Source organism: Glaciibacter sp. 2TAF33 (assembly GCF_052114945.1).
Classification (GTDB): domain Bacteria; phylum Actinomycetota; class Actinomycetes; order Actinomycetales; family Microbacteriaceae; genus Cryobacterium.
Map to the genome: position 1 here is coordinate 59484 of NZ_JBFRFS010000001.1, position 26272 is coordinate 85755.

At 62.8% G+C, this 26272-nt stretch carries 33 protein-coding genes and 1 pseudogene; 16 read left to right on the plus strand and 18 right to left on the minus strand.

What is annotated here, in order from left to right:
• The first annotated feature begins 197 nt into the window (after positions 1-197).
• Positions 198-632 carry a hypothetical protein gene (locus tag AB4Y94_RS00330; RefSeq protein ID WP_441723649.1) on the plus strand — a complete coding sequence of 145 codons (435 nt, stop codon included), beginning with the start codon at positions 198-200 and terminating at the stop codon, positions 630-632.
• Positions 633-778: 146 nt separating this feature from the next.
• Here the strand turns inward: AB4Y94_RS00330 and AB4Y94_RS00335 are convergent, their stop codons facing one another.
• Both AB4Y94_RS00335 and AB4Y94_RS00340 read right to left on the minus strand, forming a co-directional pair.
• On the minus strand, positions 779-1060 hold the full coding sequence (locus tag AB4Y94_RS00335) for a winged helix-turn-helix transcriptional regulator (protein WP_441723650.1): 282 nt from the start codon (positions 1058-1060) through the stop codon (positions 779-781).
• Positions 1057-1461, minus strand: coding sequence for a VOC family protein (locus AB4Y94_RS00340; protein WP_441723652.1), 405 nt, complete (start codon positions 1459-1461; stop codon positions 1057-1059). Before AB4Y94_RS00340 ends, AB4Y94_RS00335 begins: the two co-directional genes overlap by 4 nt.
• Positions 1462-1752: 291 nt before the next feature.
• Here AB4Y94_RS00340 and AB4Y94_RS00345 point away from each other — a divergent pair, with 291 nt between their 5' ends.
• Complete coding sequence (locus AB4Y94_RS00345; RefSeq protein ID WP_441723654.1) at positions 1753-2370, plus strand: DinB family protein; 618 nt, start codon at positions 1753-1755, stop codon at positions 2368-2370.
• 217 nt (positions 2371-2587) lie between these two features.
• On the opposite strand, the gene AB4Y94_RS00350 is transcribed toward AB4Y94_RS00345, so the two are convergent.
• The 6 genes from AB4Y94_RS00350 to AB4Y94_RS00375 form a co-directional block, all read right to left on the minus strand.
• Positions 2588-2926: a DUF1801 domain-containing protein gene (locus tag AB4Y94_RS00350; RefSeq protein ID WP_441723656.1), complete on the minus strand. Its 339-nt coding sequence runs from the start codon at positions 2924-2926 to the stop codon at positions 2588-2590.
• A 620-nt stretch (positions 2927-3546) separates the two neighbouring features.
• Positions 3547-4458, minus strand: coding sequence for a carbohydrate kinase family protein (locus AB4Y94_RS00355; protein WP_441723658.1), 912 nt, complete (start codon positions 4456-4458; stop codon positions 3547-3549).
• A 169-nt stretch (positions 4459-4627) separates the two neighbouring features.
• Positions 4628-5581 carry a glycosyl hydrolase family 32 gene (locus AB4Y94_RS00360; protein WP_441723660.1) on the minus strand — a complete coding sequence of 318 codons (954 nt, stop codon included), beginning with the start codon at positions 5579-5581 and terminating at the stop codon, positions 4628-4630.
• 51 nt (positions 5582-5632) lie between these two features.
• A complete protein-coding gene (locus AB4Y94_RS00365) occupies positions 5633-6424 on the minus strand; it encodes a carbohydrate ABC transporter permease (protein ID WP_441724072.1) in 792 nt (263 codons plus the stop codon).
• Between the two features lie 154 nt (positions 6425-6578).
• On the minus strand, positions 6579-7547 hold the full coding sequence (locus AB4Y94_RS00370; RefSeq protein ID WP_441723662.1) for a carbohydrate ABC transporter permease: 969 nt from the start codon (positions 7545-7547) through the stop codon (positions 6579-6581).
• A gap of 57 nt (positions 7548-7604) precedes the next feature.
• Positions 7605-8900 (minus strand): sugar ABC transporter substrate-binding protein, encoded by a 1296-nt coding sequence (locus tag AB4Y94_RS00375; RefSeq protein ID WP_441723664.1) that lies wholly within the window; start codon positions 8898-8900, stop codon positions 7605-7607.
• 148 nt (positions 8901-9048) lie between these two features.
• On the opposite strand from AB4Y94_RS00375, the gene AB4Y94_RS00380 reads away from it, so the two are divergent.
• Positions 9049-10077, plus strand: coding sequence for a LacI family DNA-binding transcriptional regulator (locus AB4Y94_RS00380; RefSeq protein ID WP_441723666.1), 1029 nt, complete (start codon positions 9049-9051; stop codon positions 10075-10077).
• Between the two features lie 735 nt (positions 10078-10812).
• Here AB4Y94_RS00380 and AB4Y94_RS00385 read toward each other — a convergent pair.
• A complete protein-coding gene (locus AB4Y94_RS00385; RefSeq protein WP_441724073.1) occupies positions 10813-11109 on the minus strand; it encodes a hypothetical protein in 297 nt (98 codons plus the stop codon).
• Positions 11110-11223: 114 nt separating this feature from the next.
• Positions 11224-11430 (minus strand): annotated as a pseudogene (locus AB4Y94_RS00390) (TetR family transcriptional regulator); the annotation flags it as partial.
• A gap of 68 nt (positions 11431-11498) precedes the next feature.
• Between AB4Y94_RS00390 and mftD the strand changes: the two are divergent.
• The 3 genes from mftD (at position 11499) to AB4Y94_RS00405 (ending at position 14712) form a co-directional block, all read left to right on the plus strand.
• Complete coding sequence (gene mftD, locus AB4Y94_RS00395) at positions 11499-12806, plus strand: pre-mycofactocin synthase MftD (protein WP_441723667.1); 1308 nt, start codon at positions 11499-11501, stop codon at positions 12804-12806.
• A gap of 982 nt (positions 12807-13788) precedes the next feature.
• Positions 13789-14016 (plus strand): putative acetyltransferase, encoded by a 228-nt coding sequence (locus tag AB4Y94_RS00400; RefSeq protein ID WP_441723669.1) that lies wholly within the window; start codon positions 13789-13791, stop codon positions 14014-14016.
• Positions 14017-14319: 303 nt separating this feature from the next.
• Positions 14320-14712, plus strand: a complete 393-nt coding sequence (locus tag AB4Y94_RS00405; RefSeq protein WP_441724074.1) for a pyridoxamine 5'-phosphate oxidase family protein — start codon at positions 14320-14322, stop codon at positions 14710-14712.
• A 30-nt stretch (positions 14713-14742) separates the two neighbouring features.
• Here the strand turns inward: AB4Y94_RS00405 and AB4Y94_RS00410 are convergent, their stop codons facing one another.
• The 3 genes from AB4Y94_RS00410 to AB4Y94_RS00420 are packed head-to-tail and all read right to left on the minus strand — an operon-like array spanning position 14743 to position 15799.
• On the minus strand, positions 14743-15129 hold the full coding sequence (locus tag AB4Y94_RS00410; RefSeq protein WP_441723671.1) for a toxin-antitoxin system YwqK family antitoxin: 387 nt from the start codon (positions 15127-15129) through the stop codon (positions 14743-14745).
• Positions 15126-15518 carry a VOC family protein gene (locus AB4Y94_RS00415; RefSeq protein ID WP_441723673.1) on the minus strand — a complete coding sequence of 131 codons (393 nt, stop codon included), beginning with the start codon at positions 15516-15518 and terminating at the stop codon, positions 15126-15128. Before AB4Y94_RS00415 ends, AB4Y94_RS00410 begins: the two co-directional genes overlap by 4 nt.
• A complete protein-coding gene (locus AB4Y94_RS00420; protein WP_441723675.1) occupies positions 15515-15799 on the minus strand; it encodes an ArsR/SmtB family transcription factor in 285 nt (94 codons plus the stop codon). Before AB4Y94_RS00420 ends, AB4Y94_RS00415 begins: the two co-directional genes overlap by 4 nt.
• A gap of 77 nt (positions 15800-15876) precedes the next feature.
• Here AB4Y94_RS00420 and AB4Y94_RS00425 point away from each other — a divergent pair, with 77 nt between their 5' ends.
• The 5 genes from AB4Y94_RS00425 to AB4Y94_RS00445 all read left to right on the plus strand — a co-directional run bounded on the left by AB4Y94_RS00425 (position 15877) and on the right by AB4Y94_RS00445 (position 18900).
• Positions 15877-16179: a type II toxin-antitoxin system ParD family antitoxin gene (locus AB4Y94_RS00425; protein WP_441723677.1), complete on the plus strand. Its 303-nt coding sequence runs from the start codon at positions 15877-15879 to the stop codon at positions 16177-16179.
• The gene (locus AB4Y94_RS00430) at positions 16179-16538 is read left to right on the plus strand and encodes a type II toxin-antitoxin system RelE/ParE family toxin (RefSeq protein WP_441723679.1); all 360 of its coding nucleotides are present in this window, start codon (positions 16179-16181) and stop codon (positions 16536-16538) included. Before AB4Y94_RS00425 ends, AB4Y94_RS00430 begins: the two co-directional genes overlap by 1 nt.
• 41 nt (positions 16539-16579) lie before the next feature.
• Positions 16580-17116, plus strand: a complete 537-nt coding sequence (locus tag AB4Y94_RS00435; protein WP_441723681.1) for a recombinase family protein — start codon at positions 16580-16582, stop codon at positions 17114-17116.
• Between the two features lie 341 nt (positions 17117-17457).
• The gene (locus tag AB4Y94_RS00440; RefSeq protein ID WP_441723683.1) at positions 17458-17718 is read left to right on the plus strand and encodes a hypothetical protein; all 261 of its coding nucleotides are present in this window, start codon (positions 17458-17460) and stop codon (positions 17716-17718) included.
• A 354-nt stretch (positions 17719-18072) separates the two neighbouring features.
• Complete coding sequence (locus AB4Y94_RS00445; RefSeq protein WP_441723685.1) at positions 18073-18900, plus strand: PhzF family phenazine biosynthesis protein; 828 nt, start codon at positions 18073-18075, stop codon at positions 18898-18900.
• A gap of 127 nt (positions 18901-19027) precedes the next feature.
• Here AB4Y94_RS00445 and AB4Y94_RS00450 read toward each other — a convergent pair whose 3' ends face one another.
• Positions 19028-19549 carry a tetratricopeptide repeat protein gene (locus tag AB4Y94_RS00450; RefSeq protein WP_441723687.1) on the minus strand — a complete coding sequence of 174 codons (522 nt, stop codon included), beginning with the start codon at positions 19547-19549 and terminating at the stop codon, positions 19028-19030.
• 194 nt (positions 19550-19743) lie between these two features.
• Positions 19744-20370 carry a LysE family translocator gene (locus tag AB4Y94_RS00455; protein ID WP_441723689.1) on the minus strand — a complete coding sequence of 209 codons (627 nt, stop codon included), beginning with the start codon at positions 20368-20370 and terminating at the stop codon, positions 19744-19746.
• A gap of 125 nt (positions 20371-20495) precedes the next feature.
• On the opposite strand from AB4Y94_RS00455, the gene AB4Y94_RS00460 reads away from it, so the two are divergent.
• Genes AB4Y94_RS00460 through AB4Y94_RS00470 form a run of 3 tightly spaced genes read left to right on the plus strand, consistent with a single transcriptional unit; the run spans position 20496 to position 22143 of the window.
• Positions 20496-20945 carry an Lrp/AsnC family transcriptional regulator gene (locus AB4Y94_RS00460; RefSeq protein ID WP_441723691.1) on the plus strand — a complete coding sequence of 150 codons (450 nt, stop codon included), beginning with the start codon at positions 20496-20498 and terminating at the stop codon, positions 20943-20945.
• Between the two features lie 22 nt (positions 20946-20967).
• Positions 20968-21408 carry a PaaI family thioesterase gene (locus AB4Y94_RS00465; protein ID WP_441723693.1) on the plus strand — a complete coding sequence of 147 codons (441 nt, stop codon included), beginning with the start codon at positions 20968-20970 and terminating at the stop codon, positions 21406-21408.
• Positions 21409-21438: 30 nt separating this feature from the next.
• Positions 21439-22143, plus strand: a complete 705-nt coding sequence (locus AB4Y94_RS00470; protein WP_441723695.1) for an RraA family protein — start codon at positions 21439-21441, stop codon at positions 22141-22143.
• A 140-nt stretch (positions 22144-22283) separates the two neighbouring features.
• On the opposite strand, the gene AB4Y94_RS00475 is transcribed toward AB4Y94_RS00470, so the two are convergent.
• Positions 22284-22562, minus strand: a complete 279-nt coding sequence (locus tag AB4Y94_RS00475) for a helix-turn-helix transcriptional regulator (protein WP_441723696.1) — start codon at positions 22560-22562, stop codon at positions 22284-22286.
• A 192-nt stretch (positions 22563-22754) separates the two neighbouring features.
• Here AB4Y94_RS00475 and AB4Y94_RS00480 point away from each other — a divergent pair, with 192 nt between their 5' ends.
• Together AB4Y94_RS00480 and AB4Y94_RS00485 are read left to right on the plus strand one after the other, a co-directional pair.
• Positions 22755-23474, plus strand: coding sequence for a DUF4389 domain-containing protein (locus AB4Y94_RS00480; RefSeq protein WP_441723698.1), 720 nt, complete (start codon positions 22755-22757; stop codon positions 23472-23474).
• A 105-nt stretch (positions 23475-23579) separates the two neighbouring features.
• Positions 23580-24344 (plus strand): DUF4386 domain-containing protein, encoded by a 765-nt coding sequence (locus tag AB4Y94_RS00485; protein ID WP_441723700.1) that lies wholly within the window; start codon positions 23580-23582, stop codon positions 24342-24344.
• A gap of 91 nt (positions 24345-24435) precedes the next feature.
• Here AB4Y94_RS00485 and AB4Y94_RS00490 read toward each other — a convergent pair whose 3' ends face one another.
• Both AB4Y94_RS00490 and AB4Y94_RS00495 read right to left on the minus strand, forming a co-directional pair.
• Positions 24436-25077 carry a GNAT family N-acetyltransferase gene (locus AB4Y94_RS00490; protein ID WP_441723702.1) on the minus strand — a complete coding sequence of 214 codons (642 nt, stop codon included), beginning with the start codon at positions 25075-25077 and terminating at the stop codon, positions 24436-24438.
• 220 nt (positions 25078-25297) lie between these two features.
• Positions 25298-26215 (minus strand): aldo/keto reductase, encoded by a 918-nt coding sequence (locus AB4Y94_RS00495; protein WP_441723704.1) that lies wholly within the window; start codon positions 26213-26215, stop codon positions 25298-25300.
• Positions 26216-26272 lie beyond the last annotated feature (57 nt).

A 26272-nucleotide genomic window follows, 5' to 3' on the forward strand; every position in this document is an offset into this window, starting at 1 on the left:
ATTGCAGCGGATAGGACTCCATGCGGGCGCCAACGACGCCGATGTTCGGTACCGCAAGGACGAAAACGATGAACCCGGCACCTCCGACTGATCCGTACCGGCAGAATCGATCAGGATTCGAGAAGTGCGCCTGGGCCGCGAGCCGTAGTGTGATCGCAGGCCGGGAACGGTCACCGTACATCGACAAGGAGCAAGAAATGGCTGAGAAGACCGGTGGGCTGTCCAAGGAGGAGCGCGAGGCGGTCAAGCAGCGCGCCGCCGAGCTGCGCACGCAAGAAAAGGCTGGGAAGAACCGTGCCGCCGGGGAGCAGGCGGTCCGCGAGGCGATCGCGGCGCTGCCGGACGATGATCGAGCTCTCGCCGAGGGGATCGATCGGATCGTGTCCGAGGTTGCCCCGCATCTCGTTCCAAAGACCTGGTATGGGTTCCCGTCATACGCGGACGAGGATGGGAAAGTCGTCGTTTTCTTCAAGGCCGCCTCGAAGTTCACCACCCGCTACGCGACCCTCGGGTTCGAGGAGTCAGCGCAACTCGATGATGGCGACCTCTGGGCCACCTCATTCGCAGTCGTCGCACTGACCCCGGCGACGGAGCGGACGATCGCAGATCACGTCCGCAAGGCAGCTGGCTGACCGGCGGATTCTCCGTCCTGGATCGGCTGGAGATCGGCTTGCGCGTGTTTGGAACGTTGTGGTTCAGTCGCGTAGCGGTGATCCGATGACTCTAAAGCGGAATCCGCCGGTGAGATGACGCGACGATTCGACGATCTCGGGCGCACCTAGGCTTTCTCGGCGCCCCAGCGTCCGAGCGCGATGATAGTCGGGCGCAAGGCGAGCCCGCGATCGGTCAGCGCGTAAGCCCGGGTGTTGTGCCGGAGGGGCAGACGGTGCAGGATGCCAGCCGCTTCGAGCTCGCGCAAGCGGGTTGCGAGGATATTCGTCCCCATTCCGAGGTCGCGCTGCAGATCCCCGTATCGCTGCGGCCCGTCGAGCAGCCGCTCCACGATGAGTAAGGCCCACCGTGCTCCGACGATGTCGAGGGCCGCGGCCAGGTCGCTCACGCGATCGGATCGGTGTCCGGCTTCATCCAGAACGGCGAGTAGTGGTAGCCGTCAGGGTCATCGAACTGGCGCTGGTACATGAAGGGGTAATCATCGATGTCACCGACGCGCCCGCCGGCAGCGCCGGCGCGCTCGACAAGTTCATCGACCGCCTCAGGGCTGCCGAGGTCGAACGAGACCGTCACCTTGGAGGGGGTGTCGGGCCCGCCGACCATCTCCTCGGTAGCGCCGACACTCGCGTACATCTCGCGGCTGCCGAGCATGACGTACTGCTCCGGCGCGATCGCGAAGCACGACACGTTGTGATCTGACATCTCGGCGTTGAGAGTCCAGCCGAGGGCGGTGTAGAAGGTGGTCGCGCGCTCGACGCTCTGGACCGGGCAGGTAATGAAGAGGCTCATGCAGCCAACACTTCCAAAATGGAAGTGCGGTGTCAACCGTCGCCCAGCATGCACGAATGGCGGTCAGCTTGCAGACGTCTGATGACGGCTCGCCTAATGAGCCGATCGAATTCCCGGGCGGACGCCTCCCGACGAACTTCCCATAGATTGTGCACGGTCCGGATAACCGACCATGAGCGGGCGCCTTTCGAGGGACATGGGATGCGACTGCCCGCATGGGAACGTCAACCGTGCGTAGGCACCAAACAGCCTCTCGCGGAGGCTACTCTCGCGGAAGCTAGGCTCTATGCCATGATGACCAATCAGCGACTTGAGCCCCTGCTCGAGCAGTACGACTGGGCGACGGAACGACTCCTCACTCGCCTCGCCGGGCCCACCAGCAACTCGGGTGATGGCAGGGACGTCGACGTACCGGTACTGACGGACGCCGAGTACCTCTGGGAACCGGTCGACGAGTGCTGGTCGGTGCGGAGGCGCGCCGATGGGCCGGGACCGGGCGCCATCAAGCTCATCGGCGCGGGTGAGTGGGGGCGAGACGGCTCTCCCGAAAGCCCGTGGCCTCCGCCCCTCACGACGATCGCCTGGCGGCTTGACCACATCTCCGAGACGCTGTTGGGCCGAGCCAACCACCTCGGGGGCGACCGAACGTTCGATAGAGCGACGTACGAATCACTACCAGATGCAGCCGGCGCCATCGAGAGGTTCCGTCACGCCGCAGCCGACTGGCGGCAGGTACTACTCAGTGTCGATGAGGCCGACTATGACCGGACCGGGCTCAGCAGCTACCCGTACGGTAGCGATGCCGATGAGACCTTTCCGATGATCGTGTGGTGGGAGAACCAGGAGATCCTGCACCACGGAGCCGAGATCGCGCTGCTCCGCGACCTCTACGTTCACCACGCTCAGTAGGGACGAGCACGCACCGCAGACAGCTCAGGCGACGGAGTCTCTACGACGTCGAGTGGGTACAAAGGATTACGTCCGCGTCGGTGCATAGGTGCCCGAAAGACGATCGCCAACGCAAAGGGGAAGCTGCACGGAGAACGGCCAAAGCTCTGCGCGGTCAAACGCCGGCACCTGCTCGCCCTGAACACGGCAGGCACCCGCACCGTGCTACGGGTCCGTGTCAGGCAACCGCTTTCTCGACGAGCGCCCGAATCTTGGTCTCCGTCGCAGCATCCAGCGAAGTGATGGTCCACGCGACCGGGTGCATGTGGGCGCCCTCCTCGCGTGCGGGGTTCACAACTTCGCCAAAGCCGAACGCGATGAAGTCCTTGTCCGGTTTGATGTAGCAGATGTCCTTGCCGTCCTTCACATAGAACGGGAGTCCCCAGCGTACGATCGGCTCTAACGAGGGTGCGCTCTCCCGGATGATGCTATGGAGGCGTTCTCCAATCTCCCGGTACTGTGCGGGGGCTTCACTGAGTTTGGCGAGAACAGCCGCGTCACCCTTCTTCGTGAACATCGTGTCCAAGCCTCCTTTAGGTTGTCGTCAGGGAATTGTTGTAGCGGGCCTCGTGCCCCGTAGACCACCGAGGGCGTCTGCGACCGGCGACGGTGCCAAGCCTACGTCGCCGGGCGGAGGCAGTCGAGGCATGCGACCAACCGAAGCATCCGCGATCCGGCTGGTTTTTCGTGGTCAACGAGGATGTTTCCAAAACAGGCGACGCGCAAAATCGGCATCCTGCTACTTCGGGTTCACCAAGACCACCTGGGAGCACATCACGATTCCAGAATATGACGCCTGGTACGGTGACCGCATCGTCGTCGATACGGCAGGCTGGCCGTGGACAAAGCAAGAGATCGAACACCGGCCATCGCGGGCAACGCGACCTCGCCCGGGACCTGAACCGTGTCGCCCGCAAGCGGGACCTTCAACGGGTCCGATCAGGTTTGGCGACGTAGCTGGCGGCCGCCGCGGCCGACGTTCTCGGAGACAGGGAGCGGGGATTGCGGTGCCCTACGGCTAAGGCTCTACTGAGGCATTCAACCGAGCCTTCCGAGGTGCATCGCGTCAGCCCTTGCGGATTGCGCCGAATCGGTGATTCATGTGACTCCGCTCAGCGGGACACTGGACACAAACCGTTAGGAGTTATCGAGTTCGCTCTTTGTGGGAAGTTCGGCTCCTGCGCGGGATACCGTGAGTGCAGCGGCACGCGAGGCGCGCCTTCCTATCCGACGGACGACGTCGGGCGTGAGCGACTGTGTCCCTTCTTCGAGCACCGCGTCGATGAGCACCGCCATGTACGTATCGCCTGCGCCAATAGTGTCGATAACGTCCACACGACTTGCAGGCACTTCGATCAGAAAGGCGCCGGCCGAGAGGATAGAGCCCTCGCCGCCCAAGGTCATCACGGCGAGGCGTGGCCCGAGCGCGCGCACGGTAGTGAGCACATCGAATGGCGATCGATTTGGATACAGCCACGACGCATCCTCCTCGCTCATCTTGACAACAGTCGCAAGGCCAGCGATCGCCTCGAAGGCCTGACGCACATTCTCAACGTCACTGAGAAGGGCTGGGCGAATGTTGGGATCGAACGTCACCTCGGTTGCTTTCATGTCGGAGGCACTCCACAGAAGGGCTCGCACGACATCGGCTCCCGGTGATAGGAACGCGGCGATTGAGCCGGTATGAATGACGCGTGGCTGCACACCTGTCAGAATCCCAGGCAGACTCCATTCGATGTCAAAGATGTAGTGCGCCGAGCCGTCGAGCGAGATAGTCGCAATTGCGGTCGAGGTGGGTGCGTCCACCCACGACTCCGGGAGCACACGCACGCCTGATCGTTCCAAGTGCTCGGCGATTGCCTTTCCGCGCTCGTCGCGGCCGATGCGAGTCAACAGTGCCACATTCACCTCAAGTCGCCCGAGGCCAAGGGCTACGTTCGCGGGGCTGCCGCCCGGATGCTCGAATGTCCCCATGGCGCCGCTCACGACATCTACGAGCGCCTCGCCAACGACGAGTACTTCGGCTGGCCGCTCCGGGTCATACCCCATGCGCGTCGACTCCTTAACGTTCGAGCGGCCAAACGGTGACTGACCCGTCAGCCGTTACCGCGAAGGCCCCGCCTGGCGGCTCAATCGCAAGGCCAAACATGCCCTTCTGAGAGCAGATCTCCACCGCAGCTCTCAGGCATCGCCCAGGCATCTCCCAAGGCGGGCGCATTTACCCAGCCGCCAGACGGGCGTCGCCCGTGGTGGCTCCGATGACCCCGGCCAGCCGGGGGATAAGGCCGTGCTCAGGGTGCGCGGACACCGGGATGGGGTCGCTGAGTGTTCCGACGAATGCCCCGTCCACCATGTTCGTGAAGGCGATGAGGTTCCACGCCCCCGCCGTATCCTGCACAAGCCTCCCGGCGTATAAGTCGGTACGTTCGAACAGTCGAGCGCGAGTGAAATCGACGTCTTCCAGCCGGTCGTCGACGGGCAGGCTGTAGATCCCGCCGGCTTCCCCTGCCGCGATCCGTTCAGGGGCGAGCTCGGTGATTCCGCAGCAGAACAAGATGATCGGCACGCCGTCGACATTCGCGAACTGCAGCACCTCGAGTTGGCCGAAGCCTTGCCCAGGCGCGCTGAGCGGGGGAAGCACCGTCCAGGTGCGCAGGTTGTCACTGACGGCGTGCCCCATCACTCCGCGACTCAATGGCTCGCCGTGGTTCGCGCGGGCGGTGACGAGCATGTGCCAACGTTTGTGGCCCGGAAACCGGAATACCCACGGGTCACGCCAGGCCTGGTCATGCCAAAGCGTTCGGTCGAGCAGTTCGTACGAGACGGGATCAGCCTCGACGAGCGGTTCCGCCGAGATCTTCGTCCAGGTCAGCAGATCGGTGGACGTTGCAGCCCCGATCCGTTGCACCTCTCGATCCTCGACCAGGCTCGTTCCGGTGTAGAACATCCACCAGGTGCCATCATCGTCGCGGATGACCGAGCCCGTCCAGGTAGTCCCGTCGTCGAATGCGGGCGGCTCGGAGACAATAAGCGCATCGCGCACCACGGTCCAGTTGAAAAGGTCAGTGCTGACCGCGTGGCCGACGATGGGGTGAAAGTGACGCCGGTGCGGATCACCCAGCGCCCTGCTGGCATGTAGGTAGAAGGCATGGACGGTGTCGCCGTCGCGCACGAACCAGGAATCCCAAATCCATTTGTCGGGGAGAACGAGAGCCATCTGTTGCTAACCTTTCACGCCCGTTGAGGCGATGCTGTTGACGAAGGAGCGTTGGAACGCGATGAAGAGGGCTACAACCGGAACTGTGATCATCGAGGAGTAGGCCATGATTTCGCCCCAGGCTGGGTTCAGGTCCTTGAAGTACTGGATGCCGATCATCACCGGACGCAGGTCCTCGCTTTGCACGACCATCAGCGGCCAGAGGTATGAGTTCCACGCCGGAAGGAAGGTCAGAATCGCGACGGTGGCGATGGCTGGACCGGAGAGCGGCATGATGACCTTTCGGTAGATCCGGAACCAACCCGCACCGTCCATCCGCGCCGCTTCATCGAGCTCCTTCGGGATCGACTCGAAGTACTGGTGAAACAGGAAGATCGCGAACGCGTTCGCCACGAACGGGATGATCTGCACCTGGTAGGTGTCGAGCCAGCCCTGTGTGAATGCAAGGCCGAACTCGTCGATGCTGAACGACGGCAGCTGGTTCACCCACCACACCATCGGCAGTGCAAGCGTCTCGAACGGGATGATGAGGGTCGCGATGATGAGGGTGAGCACGACACGTTTGCCCGGGATTCGCAGGCGCGAGAGCCCGAAGGCGGCGAGGCTGTTGACAAAGATCCCGAGCAGCACGGTCACCACGGAGATCAGGACCGAGTTCATCAGGAAACGCAGCGCCGGCACGCGATCGAATACGGCCACGTAGTTATCGAGGGAGATATCGCCGACGGGCAGGAATGCGGCAAACGACGAGAGATCGCCGAAGATCTGCAGGTCGGGCTTCAGCGACGACACGAACATGAACAGCAGCGGGAACGAGAAGACGACGGCGAGCAGGCTGCGAACGATCCAGCCGACGACTCCGACGCGCCGCCTTGAGATTCCCGCGCGGACTCCAGAGGCAGGTTCGGTGGGGATGGCGGGTGACGCCGGGGCGTCTATGGTGACGGCCATGTCAGTCCTTCTCTCGGGTGAGGAACCGCTGGATAGCGGAGATAACGAGAACGATTGCGAAGAAGATCAGGGAGATGGCACTGGCGTAGGCGGTGTCCTGTTGTTCGAATCCCGCCTGGACGGCTTGGTAGACAACCGTTGTCGTGGAATCCAGCGGACCGCCCTGCGTCATGACACTGACCTGGGTGAAGAGGCTGAGGGCCGCAATCGTGATGGTGACGAGGATGACATTGCGCGTTCCTCGCAGGCCCGGCCAGGTGATGAACCAGAAGCGCTGCCACCGTGACACTCCATCCAGGTCCGCGGCCTCGTAGAGTTCCGCGGAAATGGTCTGCAGGCCGGACAGCCAGATGATCATGTGGAACCCCACGCCTTGCCACACGGACATCAGGATGATTGCCGGCATCGATGTGGCCGGGTCGTTGAGCCAGTCCGGGCCTGTAACGCTACCGAAGGTGACCTTCGAGATGACCTCGTTGATGAGACCGTCCTCCCGGTAGAGGAAGATCCACAGCACTGACACGACCACCATGGAGGTGACCACGGGGAGGAAATAGACGGTGCGGAAGAAGTTCGTGCCCCGCATCCGGGTGTTGATGAGCAACGCCATCACGAGTGCAAGGCCGGCTTGGAGCGGGACGACGATGACGGCGAAGTAAGCCACGTTCAGGAGGGCACGGCCGAACGCCTCATCCTGGAACAGGCGGATGAAATTGTCGATTCCGACGAAGGTCGCGGGGTAGGGCGAGACGAGCCGGGCGTTGGTGAACGCCAGACCGAAAGCGAGGAGCGCCGGGATCACGATAAAGAGGATCAACAGGACCGCCGCAGGTGCGATCATCGCGATTCCCGCCCGACGCTCGTGTCGGTAGGTGCGATCCACCCTCTTGGATCGCTTCTTCCGGTGGGCGAGCTGCTCGATCGCGATTCCTTCTGGCGGTACGAGAGTGGGCGATTGTGTGGACGTCATGAGAGTCTCCTTCGACTTTCCGGTGGGCCGCTCCAGCGGAAGCGGCCCACCATCGCCTTACTTCTGGGTGAACCCGCCGTTGGACTTGATGTTGGCGTCGATGGCCTTCACCGCGGCGTCGAGGGTCTTCTTAGGGTCGCCGCCGTTGATGATGTCCTTGGTGGCGTTGCCGAACTCCGTCGCGATAAACGGGTAGGCCGGCGTCTCCGGGCGCAGCACGGCGTACTCCTTGGAGAAGGTGCGGAACTGCTGGAAGAAGCCGCCCGGCTCGTAACCCGGTACCAGCGCAGCTGCCTCGTCGGTCGCCGGGATCGTCCCGGTCGCACTCGCCACGGCGGCGATGTACTTGGGCTGCAGCGAGAACGACAGGTAGTCCATTGCCGCCTTAGGGTTGCCGCACCCTGTCGTGACGCCCCACTGCCAGGATCCGCCGCCAATCTTCGGGCCATCGCCCAGGTCTACCGACGGCATGACGACGAGGTCGTCGCCGAGTACGTCCAGAGAAGACTGACCCGCCCAGCTGCCGGTGTACACGATGGCTGACTTGCCGTTCTGGAAGTCGAGAGTGGAATCCGTCCCGCTCTTCTTCGCGACGTAGCCGTTGTCGATGAGGCCTTGGAACCAGCTCGCCCAGTCATGTGCGGCGTCGCCGTTCAGCACGCCGTCGGCCGATTGGAAGTCTTTGCGGTTGATCAGGTCACCGCCGAAAGACTGGAGGAAGGGAGAGTACGCGTACGGGAGCCACTCACCGGTTCCCGCCGTGCCGAGGTCGAGCGGGTAGTCCCATTTTCCCTCGGCCTTGAGCTTGGCGAGTGCTCCATCCAGTTCATCGCGGGTCCACGGCTGCTCTACCGTGGCGATGCGAATCCCGGCTTCGTCCAGAACGGACTTCCTGCTCAGCATGGCAAGCGCCACGTCGTAGTAGCCGACGGAGTACACCTTGTCGTTCCACTTTCCCAGCGTGGTCGGCAGATTCTTGTCAAGGTCGACGCTCAGGTCAAGCGGCGCGAGGTACTTCGCCCACGCCCAGTTCGGAACATTAGGGCCGTCGATATCGACGATGCAGGGCAATTTCTTGGCGGACGCCGCCGCGGCAACCGAGTCGTTGTACGAATCCTGCGGAAAGGCCTGAACCTTGATCTTGGTTTTCGACTGGCTGGCGTTGTAGTCGTCGACGATCTGCTTGATCGCGGCAAGCTCCGCCTTGTTGCCGGCATTGTGCGTCCACAGGGTCATCTGGCCGTTCTTGCCGTCGTTCCCCGCCCCACCTCCGCCGGACGAGCAGGCGGTCATTCCGCCCATGATGCCGACCGCTGCGATAGCGATGGCCGTGCGCCAGATAGTGCGTCTCACGGTGGTTCTCCCTTGAACTGGTTGCTGTGAAGCCCGGGTGCTAAATGGATTTAGCAGAATGAAGATAACATGAGCAAATGGAAAGGCACAAGAGTTTGCTAAATTGATTCAGCAATCACCGTGCGCAACGGAATCAAAGAGGAAACTAATGGCAGCGAAACGAGCCACACTCGCAGACGTCGCCGCGCGCGCCGGTCTTTCACCAACGGCAGCCAGCCTGGTCCTCAACGATGTCCCCGGCACGCGACTTTCGGCGGAAGCCGTCAAACGCGTCCATGAGGCGGCGCTCGAACTGAACTACCGACCCAACCCGGCAGCTCGGAGCCTGCGCGTCGGCAAGACCCGTACCATCGGCTTCATCTCCGACGAAGTCACGGTGACCCGGTTTGCGTCAGCGATGATCCGGGGCGTGCTCGACACGGCAGAGCAGGCGGATCACACTGTTCTCATCGCGGAGACCGGAAACGATCTCCGCAGTGAGCGGACAGCGCTCCGATCCATGCTCGACCGCAGGACCGACGGCGTGATCTTCGGACTGATGGGGGCAAAGGAGATCGATGTTCCTGAGACCCCGCCCGACACTCGCGTCGTGATCCTCAACGGCTCGAGCACGACGGGAGTGTCTACCATCCTCCCCGACGAGTACACAGCTGGCCGGGCGATCGCCAGCCTCCTCATCGACAACGGTCATCGCAAGATCGCTCTCATCGGCGATTACCGGGAGGCTATCGAGAACCCGCGCGTTTCAACGACCGTTGGCCATCGCTTCGCCGGACTTGACGCATCGCTCGACGAGGCCGGCATCAAGCTTTTAGCCAGAGTCCCGTCCGAGCTCTGGGAGCCGTCGGAGGGCTATGCAGCCACAATGCAGGTATTGGACGGCCCGGAATTGCCCACCGCGATCATCTGCCTCAACGACCGCCTCGCGTTCGGCGCATACCAGGCACTCCAGGAGCGCGGCTTGCGCATTCCCGACGATGTCTCGGTCGTCTCGTTCGACGACGAGGAGATCGCCGCGTATCTCCGGCCCGGACTGACCACCGCAAAGATCCCCTACGAGGAAATGGGGCGCCAGGCCGTCGAACTCCTGCTCGCGCCGTCGAAGGATGAGCTTCATCGGCTTGTTCCGATGCCGATCATCGAACGTGACTCCGTGCGGACGCTCGAGAACCGCTGAACTGCTCTCGAGGACCGCTGACACACACACACGCATGCGACCAGGGAACGCTTTCCGGCGGCGTTTCGCACGCTCTCCCCAGAGCACGCACGTAGGCCTGACGCCGATTGCGCACCACTTGGCGCTTTGCTTGGCGGTCATGGCCCCCAGCCCCTGCTCCTGTCGGCTCACGCTAGCGGCAGCTATGCAGGGGTTTGCTCGTACACTTGTTTTTCCGCCCGCGGGCGGCTGACCCTCATTCCTCGACGCGGCAAGCGAGATGTGCCAGAGGCTCGGCAGCGTAGTCGATGAACTCATCGTCCACAGCCATGCAAAGAGCTCTTGCGTGGTTCGTCGTCTCAGTGTGGCTAGTGACCGCAAGCCGGACGTTCAACGGGCGCTTTTCGAGATGCTTTGCCGAGGCGACGCGTGGTCCCGGTTAGCCGGAATGTGACTGCCCGCAAGCGAACGTCTATCGGCTGGTTTGCGACGCATTCGACGCGACAGCGCCTCCGTGCCCGCGCCGATCGAATAACTGGATGAGCCAGTCGTCCGTGCCTGCCAGCGCATTCCGTTCGGCCGGCTATTGGATGGAGGGAGCTGACCCGCTGGGCGCGTCACCGCTGGAGGCACCGCCGCCCATTCCGGATGCAATGAGATAAGACGACCGAGGGGCGGTCGTGCTTATCGCGACTGTCCGCGCGACTGATGCAGAGGCAGCAACGCGGGCCGCCACCGGGGAATTTTCTGAGGTTCTCAGAGCCGGCACCAAGAAGGCAGCAGCCGAGTGAGTTCCTCGGTGAGTTGCGCGGGGGTGGCGTCGAGGTCCCCGCGTAGCCAGGCGTTGAGTAGCCCATTGGTCGCGGCGGCAACCGATGTCGCGACGATCTCAGGTTTGGCCCCCTGCGGCGCGGGGAAATGCTTCATCAGGGAGAGGATGCGAGTCGTGAGGAGACTAATTGCGGCGGTCACGAGGTCGAAGGAAATCGACGCTGAGAGGACCGCACTATATAGCACACGGTTCTCGACATAGTGGTCGACGATTCTGCCCATGAAAGACGTCAGACTTACAGCCTCGGTTGGGGTGCCGGAGGTCGGCACTTCGGGCGAGCCCTCGTCAAGTCGTGAAAAGGCGAGTTCGAAAATGTATAGCGAGAGTTCATCGATACCCGCAAAGTGAGCGTAGAAGGACGTTCGACTGACGCCGGCTGCGGCAACGATCTCCGCAACTCCAATCGTGGCCGCGTTATCGTGCGCGAGTGTGGACACTGCGGCGACGATCTGTTGTCGCGTTCGAATTGCGCGCGGGTCCCTCGATCGCCGGAGACCAGCTCGAAGGACCAGTGACGGTGGGGCTGCGCTGCTCGAAGTCACGGCCTCGCCTCTCCTCTACCCCGGGGCCAAGTCCGTGGGGAATTCGCTTCCCAGACTAGATCGTCGCCATGGAAGCGACCGCACAGGACGATGAGTGCATCGTACTTTCCGGACTCTTGTCCGGAAAGTCACGTAGACTTATCGCCTCAGTGAATGCTGAGTTGAAAGCTCTGAAGGGAAAAGTTCGAATGGCAAAGAAGCCCATTGAGACTGTCGCGGACGCGCAGCGTCGTGCACGGCGGCGAGTGCCGCGTCCTGTCTATACGGCGCTGATCTCAGGCAACCAGGCCGGAGTCACAATGAACGCCAACGTCTCGGCGTTCGACAAGATTGGGTTCCGTCCGCGAGCGGCCCGCGAAACCCCTGAAGAGACGCCGTTGATCAGGGATCTTTCATCGAGCGTCCTCGGGATCCCAATCTCGTTCCCTGTGATCTGCGGGCCAGTCGGTGCGCAGGCGGTCGACCCTAGGTCGGAGGTTGCCGTCGCGGCAGCCTCCCGCAGGGCCGGGACGGCCTTTGGCCTGAGTTCATTCGGAGCCAGACCGATTGAAGAGGTCATGCCCGCGAACGAAAACACGTTCTACCAGCTGTACTGGACCGGATCGCGTGACGACATCGCCTTCCGCGTCGAGCGCGCCCGCAAGGCGGGTGCGAAGGGGCTCATCGTGACGCTGGATGCAACCGGCGGCGGGCTCGGCCCTCGTGACTGGGGAGCCCCTTCCATTCCTTCAAAGCTCGATCTTGCCGCGATGTTGAAGTTTGCTCCGCTTGGGGTTTCCCGCCCTGCATGGCTCGCTCGATTCCTGTTGGGTGGCGGACTCCCCGACATGACGATCCCGAACTCTGCCAGCAGCGCCACCGACAAGGCTCTCTTTGCCAATATTTACGGCACGCTCATGCAGACACCGGTTCCCACCTGGAAGGACGTGGAATGGATCCGCGAACTCTGGGGCGGAAAGTTCGTGGTGAAGGGAATTTGGCGTTCTGACGATGCTCTCCGCGCGATTGACGCAGGTGCCGATGCCGTTGCGGTCTCGAATCACGGCGGCAACAATCTGGACACCACTCCGGCGACGATCCGTGTGCTCAACTCGGTGGCGACCGCGGTCGGGCAGAGGGCGGAGCTTTGGATGGATGGTGGAGTCCGTCGTGGCTCTGATGTCGCTAAGGCGCTCGCGCTGGGAGCCGACGTCGTTGCACTAGGGAGGGCATGGCTGTGGGGCCTCGCGGCGGGCGGTGAAGAGGGCGTCTATCAGGTCCTGGAGATCCACCGCACCGGGCTGGAGCGAGCACTCGTCGGGCTCGGCCATAGCTCGATAAAGGATCTCAGCATCGACGATCTCGAGATCCCTGAGGGCTTCCTCCTGAAGGCCTAAGCCTGGATCGCACCGATGGAGGGAGACGTCGTCGCGTTGGAAGGGAACGCCTGTCTGAGCAGGAGAAGTAGGGCTTGTCTGCTGACACGTCAGGCGTTCCTGGAGTCACTCGAGGCATGGGCGGCCAAGAGTGACTTTTCGCTCGGCGCGCCATCTGTCGCCGCCTCAGGTGCGTATTCGCGCGCACCTGAGGCGCAAGGGTCAAAGGTCCTCGACAGCATCGTCCAGGTCGGACAACCTACCCTGCCGCACGGCCGCAGGTGGGTGATAGTGAGGGGGAAGCTCCGACGGAGCCGCGCCGAATCAGATGCACCGGGTGGTCGTCACGATAGGAGAGATCGTGACGACCGGGAGGTACTAGTTCAGCCCCACTGGACTTGTTGGTTATTGCTCTCCGTAGGGCCCATCTCGGATTGCGGTTTCGATGTCGGCCAGGTCATCCGGAGCTAGGGTCAGGTCTGCCGCGTCGGAATTCTCCGCGACTAGCTGCCGGTTGCGGCTTCGAGGAATCGGCACTGTGAAGTCGCCCTGGGCGAATAATTATGCGAGTGCGGGCTGAGAGACGTGCGAGCTGAGAGACTCCCAAGCTTCTTCGCCTCAGTACCGCATGTGGAGCGGTCCCCGTGCTCAGACGCCCGCAAGCCGGACCCTGAACGGGCACTCATTGGGCCATTGACGATGGTCGACATGAGCCCGATGGAAACCTAGCTGGGGCAGTTGGACCTGGAACAACCCCGCTCCAGATTGCGCACGCCGATGCGGGTCGCGTTGAATCGGAGCTGCGCCAGCGCGCCGTCGCCATCCTCGGCGCCGACTACGGCCGTGCTCGGACTGGCCACGAGCCACGCCGCCGAGCTGGCGGAGCTGGTCTCCGGCATCACGTCGGGTGCTGGCGTTTTCGTGCCGATTGGCGAAGAGTGGGTCGACGTCGAGCCCCGCTGGGCGCCCTTCGCCGAGCGATGGACGCGCTTAGGCTAAGGTCATGCCTGGTCCCGTCGCGTTCATCCGCAATGCACCTCTGGGAACGCGCATGACCGTGCGCAAGCGGATCGCCGGCGGTTTCACCGACGCTGTCGGCTACCTGCGAGAGTGCAACGATGGCGAATGCGTGGTGGAAACACGGCGCGGGCTGGTCGCCATCCGGCTGGACGATGTCACCGCGGCGAAAGCGGTACCGCCCCCTTCGCGGCGGCGCGCGCCGCCGGGTTGACCGGCCCTTCCGCCGCGCTGGTCGTCCCTCGAGCGCATATCGGTGACGCAGCCCTTCAGGAACCACATGAGAGGGCACTTCACTGAGCGCATCGTGGAAACGGGTGCTGGAGCGGTACGTGCTGGAGTCGTACGCCGGCCTGCTGCGCACGTCAACGGAGAAGTCACACCTGGCGTTACGCACGATTCGAGGAGCGTCGGGCGCTCCCGGCACCGTGACGTCCCGGAAGCGTCGGACCAGGTCAACCGTATGCTAACGCCCGCCTGCAACAATGTACGGGTGACTTCGTGGAAACCCGAATGGATGAACATCCCCTCGCTCCTCCTGGACTTCTGGACTGAGCGGCACCTGTGCACTCTCGCCTCTCTTCGCGCTGACGGTAGGCCGCACCTCGTCCCGGTCGGTGTCGCTTTGGACCTGGAGGAGCAGTGTGCCTGGGTGATCACCAACGAACACTCGCGCAAGGTTCAGCACGTAGCCGCCGACGGCAGGGTCGCCGCAAGCCAAGTGAGCGGGCGGCACTGGTCGACGATCGAGGGCACGGCCAGTGTCGTCACCGACGAGGTCTCAGTCGCTCGTGCCGTAACTTGCTACTCCGCGCGTTATCGCGAACCTCGGCCGAATCCTTCCCGGGTCGCGCTGCGGATCGAGGTCGACCGCTTTCTGATGTCGTCCGGGTTCATGCCGACCGGCTGAGTTGAGTCGTATTTTCACGCAGGGAAGCGCTCAGCTCGGGCCTCGATGTTTCGTAGTTTTCTTGATACTGCCGTCCGGGTTGTAGTAGGTCCACAGGCCGGACTTCACTCCGTGGTCGAACATGCCCTCGTCGATGGGCACGCCGCTTTTGGTCCAGCGTTGCCAGAGTCCATGCTTGTCACCGCTCAGAAATCCACCCTTTTGCAGCAATCCGCCGGTCTGCCGATACCAGATGCAGTCGCCATTGAGCACGCCCTCGTCATAGTGCGCCTCGGAGCGCGGTGCGCCATCCCGGAAGTAGTGCCGCCACAGTCCTGAGCGCTCACCCGCGACGTAGTGCCCCGAGATTATGCCGCCGTGGGGATCGAATTCTTCCCAGAGTCCTGTCTTCCTGCCCTCGTCATCCAGCAGATTCACGGCATACTCGCGATCTGGATGAGGTTGCCGCAAGTATCGTCCAAGATCGCGGTGGTTACCGGGCCCATGGACATGGGCGGCTGGGTGAAACGAACACCGAGGGCGACAAGCCGTTCATACTCCGCCCCCACCTCCTGCACGCCGAAACTGGTGAACGGGATGCCATCTTCGAGCAGCGCCGCCTTGAATACTTTCGCAGCCGGGTGCTCGTCTGGCTCGAGCAGCAGTTCCACTCCGTTTTGTGCGTCGGGTCCGACAACGGTGAGCCAGCGGAATTCTCCCGCGGGCACGTCGGTCTTCTTCACAAACCCGAGCGTGCCGACGTAGAAGTCCAGCGCCTTCGCCTGGTCGTCGACGAACACCGAAGCGGTGGTGATGGTAATTTTCATGGGGTTTCCTCCTTGATGAGGTGATCGATCCACGCACGTGCCTCAATGAGCATGGTTGGATCGAGGTGGTGGATTGTCGTCCGCCCGCTCGTGGTCAGACGCAGAAGTCCGGCGTCACGAAGCACACCAATGTGTTTAGCGACAGCCTGGCGGCTTATGCTGTGACCCCGGTTGATCAGGCGCACGCAGAGTTCGAACAAGGTCTGGTCGTTGCGTGAGCCAAGCTCCTCAAGAAGCGCAAGTCGGGCTGGGTCGCCCAGCGCGCGGAAGACCGGATCCATTCCTGAATATTAGCAACTATACGGTTGCCAATCAATCCGACCTCTGTCGAACACCGGCAAGGTGGCATAAACTGCCAATGGAGGTGGTCGCCGTGCCAACGAGGAATGTTGTCCTGAGCCAGCACCAGCACGAAATCGTCGAGTCGCTGGTGAAGTCTGGACGTTACCAGAACGCCAGTGAAGTGCTGCGCGAAGGTCTTCGGCTCTTGGAACGGCAGCAGCTGGAGGACGCAGTCAAAGTTGCTGCGCTGCGTGATGCTGCAGAAAAGGGCTGGTCGGATCTCGCCTCAGGACGCTACGTCGACATTGCCGACGAGAATCTTGACGACTTCATCGCACAGCTCGGTATCCGCGCGACGCGGAACCAGCCAGCTGGCTGATGGCGGGATATCGCCTCACCCAGGCAGCCCAGGCTGACATCGTGGCAATCCTCGCGTGGTCGGACGAGCAGTTCGGCGAGGAAGCACGCAAGCGCTATGAGGAACTGATCGCCACAGCCATTCGCGACGCAGCTTCGCGCATTTACGACTCCGGCCATACGCCCCGCCCGGAGCTGGGGGACGGCGTGTTCTCCTGGCACTTGGCGCAAAGTCGCACCCGAGCCCGAGGGAAGACTGTCCGTCGCCCGCGACACTTCCTCATCTGTCGTCGCGAAGGCGACGTGTTGGTCATCGGAAGAGTCCTCCACGATGCAATGGAACTTCGGCGATATGTCGATCCGCAACAGCGCTGGGACTAGTGGCTCGCCGCGTCACTCCGTCAGAATCCGACGCCGGGGAAATGTCGTTCAGCGACATACCACCCGTTGCAATTTCAGTTGAAGAACGGTGGCCGGGACGGGTACGTGTCGTTTCAGTCGCCCAATCGGGCGACACCCTCGTTGTCGCCAAACTCGACCGGCTGGCCCGTTCCCTGCGGGACGCGAAGTACATCGTCGACGAACTCACCGTCAAGGGCGTCAAGCTCAGCATTGGCGGTTCGGTCCACGACCCGACCGACCCGGTCGGGCGTCTGCTGTTCAACGTGCTCGCGATGGTGGCAGAGTTCGAATCCGACCTGATCCGCGCCCGTACCCGTGAGGGGATGCTGGTGGCCAAAGCGAAAGGACATCTACGGGGCAAGCAACCTGAATTATCGCCCGCGCAGCAGCGCCACTTGATGGAAGTCCACCAGGCGGGCACGCGTTCGACCGCAGAACTCGCCGAGTTGTTCAACGTTGCGCGCTCAACGGTATACCGGACCGTGCAACGTCAATCGGCATCCCCTATGGAACGGCCGAGCCCGCAGCCAGATCGCATCCAAGCACCCGGCCGGTAACGGAAACTGGATCGCCTTCACAAGATGGACTCCAACTGCTGTCGAATTGGGTCAGCACTCACGCCGCCGCCGCCCGAGAAGTCGCAGCGGACGCCCCACAGCGATCGCGCGCTCAAACACGCAATCGCTCCTGAGGATCTAATCGCAGCGTCGAGGCAGGTTCGGCGCCTGTCCATCCTGCAATCGGTCGATCATTTTGGATCGTGTGACCGCGGACCGGATGTTGAACGGACAAAGCTCTGCGCCGGTCGATCATCGCCCGCGCGGCCGAGCGTCGTGCCCCAGCGGAACCTCCATCGACTCACCGCAAGTGGTTCGGAACCGGGGGCTAGATTGACATCATGGCTAACGGACGAACGGTTTTGTGGGTCAGGAGGCGCTACGTCGGTCTCAACGTGGCGATCGCCGTGGTCTGGTTAGCGTTTGCCGCGACCCAGGTCATCCCGATCGTCAACGGAGACTCGGGAACCAACGGAGGACACATTTTCGGGCTCGTGCTAGGTGTGCTGATAGCCGTCCTCGCAGCAATTGGTGCGGTCGTCGCCTTCACTAGCAAGAGGAGAAGATCTATGAAGCGTCCATCGCAACGAGTTGAGCACTAAGCCGGACGTCTTCCCGGCTCATTTTGAGATCGGACGTCCTCACCGACCTGGCTCGTTCGAGCGCGACGTACCAGGCTCGCCGTCACCAGTGCGGGGAAACTGCACTAAGGCCGGTAGTCCTTTCGTTCCTCATAAAGGGAACGTCGATCGGGCACTTGCGAGCTGGCTCAGCGCCGGGCTCCCCTTGATCGCAACTGAGCATGCAGCATGACGGCCGAAAACGATGTCGACGAGGTGGACTGCAGCGCTGACGGCGGTCAACGCTGTCAGAGCATTCCGTCGCTGTCGTATCACCAAGCCACTGTCTCGAAATAGGCCGTCGGGCCCCTGATGGGTGCCTGCCATCATGGGCATATGGACATACTCAGATTCCGCGCCTTCACCACTGAACAATTGAACCCTGCGTCGGGGAACCCGGCCGGCGTCGTTGTTGATGCGGAAGAGCTGATCGATGCTGACATGCTGGGCATCGCCGCCGGACTTGGTTTCAGTGAGACCGCTTTCCTCACCTCAATAACGCCCCACTCCGCTCGCATCCGTTACTTCACGCCCCGTGCAGAAATCGCCTTCTGCGGGCACGCGACGATTGCGTCCGGAGTGGCCCTTTCCCGCCGCGGAGCCGGACCGTTGATTCGCCTGGCTACGAACGTGGGGGAAGTCCCGGTTGAAGTTTCACACCAGCAAGCGACCCTGGTAGCCGTCGACACTACCGTCGAATCGCTCGACGATGACGTGCTCGACGAGCTGCTGGCAACACTCCGGCTCACACGCGGCGATCTCGACCCGGCATTGCCACCGGCCCTCCTGCGCGGAGGTAACCCACACCCGCTCGTCCCGGTGCGCGGAGGAGTACTCGCGCAGCTGGACCATGACGCCGAAGCGGTATTGCGGTTACAGGACCGGCAGGGATGGGACGGCACAATCCACGTCGTGCACCGGATCGACGCGACGCGCTTCGCATCCCGCAACCCGTTCCCACGCGGAGGTATCCGCGAAGATCCTGCCACCGGGTCCGCCGCCGCAGGACTCGGGGCGTACCTCCGGGCCCGCGGGCACATCCCGATGCCCGCGGTGCTAACGGTGGAGCAGGGCGCGGAAATGGGCCGGCCCTGCTTGATCGTGGTTGAAGTACCCCGGGAGGGCCGCGTGCGGGTTACCGGCAGCGCGGAGGAGATGCAATAGTCGGACGACCAGCGGGCGCCTTTCGAGCGACATAGCCCAAGCGATTCGCGGTCCCGATTGGTCGGGATGTGGCTGCCTGCAGGGGAACCCCCAGCGGGACGGCGGTGGTGTTTGGAAAGCGGATCGGCTATCGGGTACTTTCGGAAGCCGCCGAAGAGTCGAGCGATGCCAGGTACTCAGCATTGCGGCGCATGGCGGGCTTGTATCGGTCAAGCTCTTCTGAATGCACATGGTCGGCAAGTAGGGCGAGAAGGCTGCCGAGAGCGGTATTGACCTGGCCGACTGCATGCAGAGTGAGCGATTCGAATGCGCCGAGGGCTACAGAGCCCGGGAACTCTTTGCGCGCTCGGGCAAAGACCGTCACTGATTCATCTACGCGGCCGAGGTTGCGAACGGTGCTGCCGTATTGCAGATAGCACCGGCGACGCACGTCCCCTTCGAGGCCTCCTGTCATGGCCCGCTCGTAGAACCCCAAGGCGGTGGCTTCGTCGCCAGCAGTGTCGTATGCGCCACCCACTTCATAGAGGACCCGGGGGTTGTGCGGGTGCTGTTCAAGGAGCGGGAGCAGGGCCGCAATCGTTGGGCCCATATTGCTTCGATCGCGGGCCGCGAATATGCGGTCAAGCTCGTTGTATAGTTCGGGAATCATGGTGTGTGGCTCCTAGATTCAGGCGGGGCTGCGGGTTTACCCGAGTTTTTCACCTTACTGGCGAGGACCATTCTCACCAGCCGGTCCCGGTACGGACGATCGAATCAGGATCTGATTGAATCCCGATTTGATGTGCCGCTCTCCCGCAGCGGGAACCTTCGGCGGACACGCTATGGGAATAACGGAGTAGTTGCTCAGTGGATCGCGGTCAGGGCTTTTTCGATCACCAGAGCGATACCGAGGCCGATCATGACGATGCCGGAAAGGATGCCGACGATCTTCGCGGCACGCGGACGCGTGGACAGGATGGTTCTGGCGCCATGGCCGACGGCGAAGTAGACGATCGCGCAGTTGCCCACGTGCAGTGCACCGAGCATGATGATCTGCACTCCCGTGGGCCAGATGGCTGCCTGCGCGGTGAACTGCGGCAGCAGTGCGAGGAAGAGTAGGAAGACCTTCGGGTTGAGCAGGCTGACGCCGATGCCCTTGGTGAACAGCCTGGCATGGTCCACGGGTGCGGCTCGCGTCTCGACGTCGGTTGCGGCCGGGTGGCGCAGTGCGGTGATGCCGAGCCAGATGAGGTAGAGCGATCCGGCAATTGTGAGCGCGGTCATCGCCACCTCCGACGAGGCTAGTATCGCTGCGACTCCCGCGGCGACTAACAGTGTGGCAGTCAAATGCCCAGCGAGCATGCCGGTCACAGCCGGGTACACGCCGCCCCGGTGCCGCCCGGCCGCGATAGCGTATGCCCAATCGACGCCCGGGGTGAGGACGAATAGCATCGAAACGCCCCAGAATGCCGCCGTCAACGTGCCATCCATTCATACCTCTTTCACTCAAGGATCCAAGCGCAATCGCTTGTAGTTGATGGCAGATTATGCGCTTCTGCGCGCAAAGTGGTTGCAACCCTTTGCCATCTTGAGAAGAAGAAGAGAGAATTGAAGGCATGGACGTGTTGGATAGAGAGATTCTCTCGTTACTTCAGGAAGATGGCCGGGCGACGATGACCGAAGTCGCCTCTCGGGTCGGACTGAGCCTGTCGGCATGCCATCGCCGGTTCCGCGACCTTGAGGCAAGCGGGGTCATCCGCGGGTTCCGCGCCGAACTGGATCTAGACCTGCTGGGGTTGCCGTTCGAGGCGCTCGTGTTCGTGACGATGAGAGCCGGCGACTACGCCGCGGTTTCGGCATTCGAGCATGCGGTGGCGGAAGTGCCGAATGTGGTCCAGGCTCATCGCCTGCTCGGCGACCCGGACTATCAACTCTATGTCGCGGCGAAATCCAAGCAGCACTTCCAACAGCTCTACGACGAGAAGCTGACCCAGCTCCCGGGGGTGCAACGACTGAAATCAACACTGATCATGAAGACCGTCGTCGCCCATCACGCCCCCGTCTGAACGAGACGAGAAGGAGCACCGTATGACGCAGCAGACTGCCGCCAACGACGCAACCCGGAGACGAATCGCTGAGAGCTTCGCCAGGCAAGGACTGATGCAACACTTCGGTGCTCGGCTCGGCTACATCGGCCACGGCGAGGTGCACATCCATCTGCCGATAAGCCCGAACGTGACACAACAGCACGGCTACTTCCACGGCGGGGCGACCGGCGCAATCGCGGACTCCGCCGGCGGCTACGCGGCGTTGACGATGCTCGACCACGGCTCCGAAGTGCTCACAGTGGAATACAAGATCAACCTCATCGCTCCCGCGGCAGGCGAGGAACTCAAAGCCATCGGCACGGTAGTCAAAGCCGGCCGCATCCTGACCGTATGTCGCCTCGACGTTTACGCCCAGAGCGGGAACGAGCAGAAGCACATCGCGACCGGGCAGCAAACCCTCATCCGAGCCGACGCGGGATGATCACCACCGAGAAATTGGAGACAGACGCCGATGGAACCGCTCGACTTGCAGCGCGCCTACCAGGACCTGACGACCCCGCACGTCGCCGACGCGATCATGCGGCTGAGCATCCCCGTCCGCCAGGCACCCGCCACCATCTCACCCCTGTGGGTGGGCGCCCACATCGTCGGCCGTGTCCGCCCAGCGCAACACGTCGGCAGCGTCGATGTGTTCCTCGAAGCAATCGAACACGCCCAGCCCGGCGACGTCCTCGTCGTCGACAACGCCGGACGAGATGATGAAGCCTGCGTCGGCGACCTCATCGCCCTCGAAACGCGGCAGGCCGGGCTGGCGGGAATCGTGATCTGGGGTCTACACCGTGACTCCCACGAACTCCGCACCATCCACCTGCCCGTCTTCAGCCAAGGCGCCCTCCCCGCGGGTCCCCAGCGCCTCGACCCGCAACCCGCAGACGCTCTGACCACCGCGCGTATTGGTGAACACACCGTCACCGGCGAGGATTTCGTCCTTGGCGACGACGACGGTGTTCTATTCCTGCCCTTGAACCATGCCGAAGAGATCGCCGAACTAGCAATCACGATCCGCGACACCGAACGCCACCAGGCCACCCTTATGGACCTGGGCACCAGCCTTCGCAGTCAGACCCGGTTCACCAACTACCTGCGCGCCCGTGAAAAGAACGGCACCACCTTCCGCCAGCACCTCCGCACCATCGGAGGCGCCATCGAGGAGTAGCGCGCGGCAGAGACGGTCAGCGGTCGGCCAAATACGCCATCTCCTGCCCAAACTGCCCGTAAGTCGAACGGTTTGCGGGACAGCTGCAATGAGCCGGTAGCGGATCCTCTAGAGCGGATGTGTTAGGTCGCTTTCGCTTCTCACTTCCGCTTGAGGAGCACGTCGAGAATCTCACCCACGGCGACTTCGTCTAGCCCCTCCCGGCGGATCGGCTGGTCTGGATGCAGTTCGTAGAAGTTGCGACTGCCTACCCGGCGGCGGGTCAGGTATCCGCCTTCGACTAAATCCGCCAGTATGCGGTGTACCGCCCGTTCCTGGACCCCAACGCTCTCGGCGATCTCCCGGATCCGAATTCCGGGGTGACTCGCGACGCAATAGAGCGCGTGTAAGTGATTCGTCAGAAAGCCCCACTCAGCCATAACCAAATCATACTGTCATCTAGGACATGCTTCTATTGCCATGTCTTCTACGACAGCGTACTGTTGCGGGTATCGGCGCAGAAGTTCCCCAACCGCCGGCACAGGTCGCGGACCTGGCCGGAATGAGAGACCCCGCCCGCCGCTGTGCCGCCCTCTGCGAGGGCGGGCTTCACGGCTATGGAAGGACTTCTCATGGAGCGACAGTCGGCGTACGTGCTTGCCTTGGAAGGCGAGCAAGCCCAGCATCTGAGCCGCTGGCTATGGCTCGTCAAATGGCTGCTGATCATCCCGCACGTCGTCGTGTTGTTCTTCTTGTGGATCGGCTTCCTGGTGCTGTCGGTGGTGGCGTTCTTCGCGATTCTGATTACCGGCCGCTATCCACGGGCGATTTTTGACTTCAACGTCGGCGTGCTGCGCTGGACGTGGCGGGTCAGCTACTACTCCTACAGCGCCCTCGGGACCGACCGCTATCCGCCGTTCACGCTGGCCGATGATTCGAGCTACCCGGCACGATTATCCATCGAGTACCCGCAGTCGCTCTCGCGCGGACTCGTGTTGGTGAAGTGGTGGTTACTCGCGCTCCCGCACTACCTGATCATCGGCGTGTTCACCGGTGCTGCCTTCGCCGGCTACAACCAGATACGCGATGGCAACGCTTGGGCATACGGCAGCGGACTGATCGGCCTGCTGGTCTGCATCGCCGGTCTTGTCTTGTTGTTCTCTGGCCGCTACCCCCACGGTGTATTCGACCTCCTCATGGGCATGAACCGCTGGGTCTACCGAGTCAGCGCATACGCCGCACTGATGACCGACCAATACCCGCCACTGCGCATGGACATGGGCGGCAGCGAACTCCCGCCCACCGCAGAGGTCCCCAGCATCATCGGGCCGAATCCGCTGCCGGCGACTTAGGAACGGTTCCAAGCCCTCCACAAGCGGCGGGCACTGGCCAGCCTCGGACCGCCCGTAGCACGATTCAACACAATCAGTACCAACGCACCTTCGAAGGAGCACCCCATGACCGCCAACACCGACATCACCCCTCCGGTGAGAGTTTCCATCCCGCGGCGCCGAATGCTGCCGACGAGGCGAATCTCCCTGACCGTAGGCATCCTGTACGTGCTCACGTTCGTCTCCATCCCCACGCTGGGGCTGTACGCGCCCATCAAGAACAACGTCGGCGCCTTCATCCTGGGGGCCGGAAGCGCATCCGCACTGCAGTCGGGGGTTCTGTCCGAGATCACAGTCGGCTTGGCCGGCATCAGCACGGCCGTAGTGCTGTACCCGCTGACCAAACGAATCAGCCAAACCGCGGCCCTGGGGTTGGTGGCCGCCCGGCTTCTGGAAACCTGCCTCATTTTCGTCAGCGTCGTCAGCCTGCTCACGATCATGACATTGCGAACCGACGTCGCAGGGACGAGCCGAGCGGCGCTGGTCACGATGGGTCATAGCCTGCTCGCGAACTACAACTGGACGTTCCTGGTCTCCGGAAGCCTGATGCCCGTCGCATGCGACCTGCTCCTGGGCTACATGCTGTACCGGTCCGCCATCGTTCCCCGCATCTGGCCGATCGTCGCGTTCATCGGCGCACCCCTGCTCCTCGCCTCCGACATCGCGGTCTTCTTCGGCGCCTACTCGAACGTGTCCCCGATCGCCGTTCTCGCCGCACTGCCTGTTGCGTTGTTCGAACTGTCCCTCGGCATCTGGCTGATCATCAAGGGTTTCAAGCTAACGCCGCTGACCGCCGAATACGACGCAATCAGCCAGCCCACAGCAGCCTGAGCCTCGGCACCACAAGCAGCCCCGCCAGAAAGCTGTCCTCGACACCCCTCATCGCTGTAGCGGGGTGTCCCAGTTGACGATGGGTGAGTGGTCAGAGACCGAAGTGAGGGAGACACGCCTCGATGCCTTCAACGTCCACGTCCATTCGATCAGCGAGGAACCAGTCATCCCGGTCGAGACGGAAGCGATCCGAGATGAGCGCTTGGCCGTCTCTGACGTCGCGAGAAATGCCATCGTGACGGTATCCAAGTCGGCGTGAGACACCCTGTGATCCGGCGTTGTCCTGAAACACTTCGGTCACGGCGCTCCTGGCGTGAAGCTTCTCGAAGGCCAGGTGCAGGAGTGCAGCACGAGCCTCCGTGCCCAGGCCGCGCCGATGATAATCCACTCCAAGCCATGACTCCGTCTTGACTTCTCGCAGCACGCTGAAGTCGCGCCCTCGAAGCGCGACCATGCCCACTGGCTGATGTTCGTGGAAGAGGCAAAGTTCGAGAGCCCATGCGTTAGGGGTCCAGTCCCCGCGGCGACTCCAATGCTGCTGCACAACGTGCGCCGCTCGCTGCTGCGGAGTCCCATCGGTCCAGGGCATCAGGTACGGGCGTTCGCCAGGTTGGTGAACACCCGTCGCCGCGACGCTGGCGACGGTTGCCAGCTCGTCCTCGTTGGGAAAGCGGAGAACAAGTCGTGCGGTTGTCAGCCGTAGATTGAGGAGAGGCCAATAGTCAGCGAGCATGCCCGAAATCCTTCCATAGTCCGTCTAACGAGCAGGACGATTAGCCTGCGCTTTTCGAGCTGCTTCATGCAGGTGATTTTGTTAACGGTCAGCCGAGACAGGGCGGCCCGCAGGGGAACGATCTGTGGGACGGGCACTGTGCGCGCACGCGGACCCTCAGCGGGCGGGTTGCAGAGTCGCCAGTGTTCGTCGATGACGAAGCCGAGCGTGGCGTTGGCGACTAGAAGCCGCCGGGTTCGCGGACGCGGTAGTGCTCGCTCAGCGCGGCTAGCTCCTCGATGGTGAGTCTGAGGTCGACGGCGGCCGCCGCGTGATCAAGGTGGTGCCGCTTAGTGGCGCCAACGATGGGTGCGGTGACAACGGGGTTGCTCAGCACCCAGGCTATGGCGATCTGCGCCATAGGGACATCGCGCGTCTCGGCGATGCGTTGCACCGCCTCGATGACGGGCCGGTCGCGGTCGGCGTCAGCGAAGAAATTGTTGCCCACGGGGTCGTCGGAGGACCGCTTGGTTGCCTCACCGGCGGGCCGGGCGACTCTTCCCTTCGCGAGGGGGCTGTACGGGATGCTGCCGACGCCCTGGTCGGCCAGCGGGCCGAACATCTCCCGCTCCTCCTCCCGATACAGGAGGGAGTACTGGTCTTGCATGGAGACGAACCGAGTCCAGCCATGCAGGTCGGCGGCGTGCTGCATTTTGGCGAACTGCCACGCCCACATCGCGGAAGCGCCGAGGTAGCGGACCTTGCCGGCGGTGCCGAGGCGGCTGAGGGACGCATCGATTTGCTGCATGATCGCCTTGCGCGACAGGCCACGGTCTCCTGGGCCCTCGCCGACCTTGATGAACACCTTGGTCGCCAGAACGATTTCCTCCCGGTGGGTGAAGCGGCGCAGCGCCTCGCCGACGATCCGCTCGGAGTCGCCGTAGGAGTAGACGTTGGCGGTGTCCCAGAAGTTGATGCCCCCACGCCTGCAACTTGACGATGTGACCGCGGCGAAAGCGGTACCGCCCCCTCCGCCGCGCCGCGCGCCGCGGTACCCGCCGCTGACCGGCTCTTCCGCCGAACGCGGGTTGTCCACCGAGCGCAGGTCAAGCTTCACCCACGCGATCTCCTGAGTGTTCTTGCCGGTCAGTTTGCTCACGTTAAGTGAGCCGAGCCTGCCAGTACGCTGGCGCCTGCCGCCACCGGTGGGAGTACG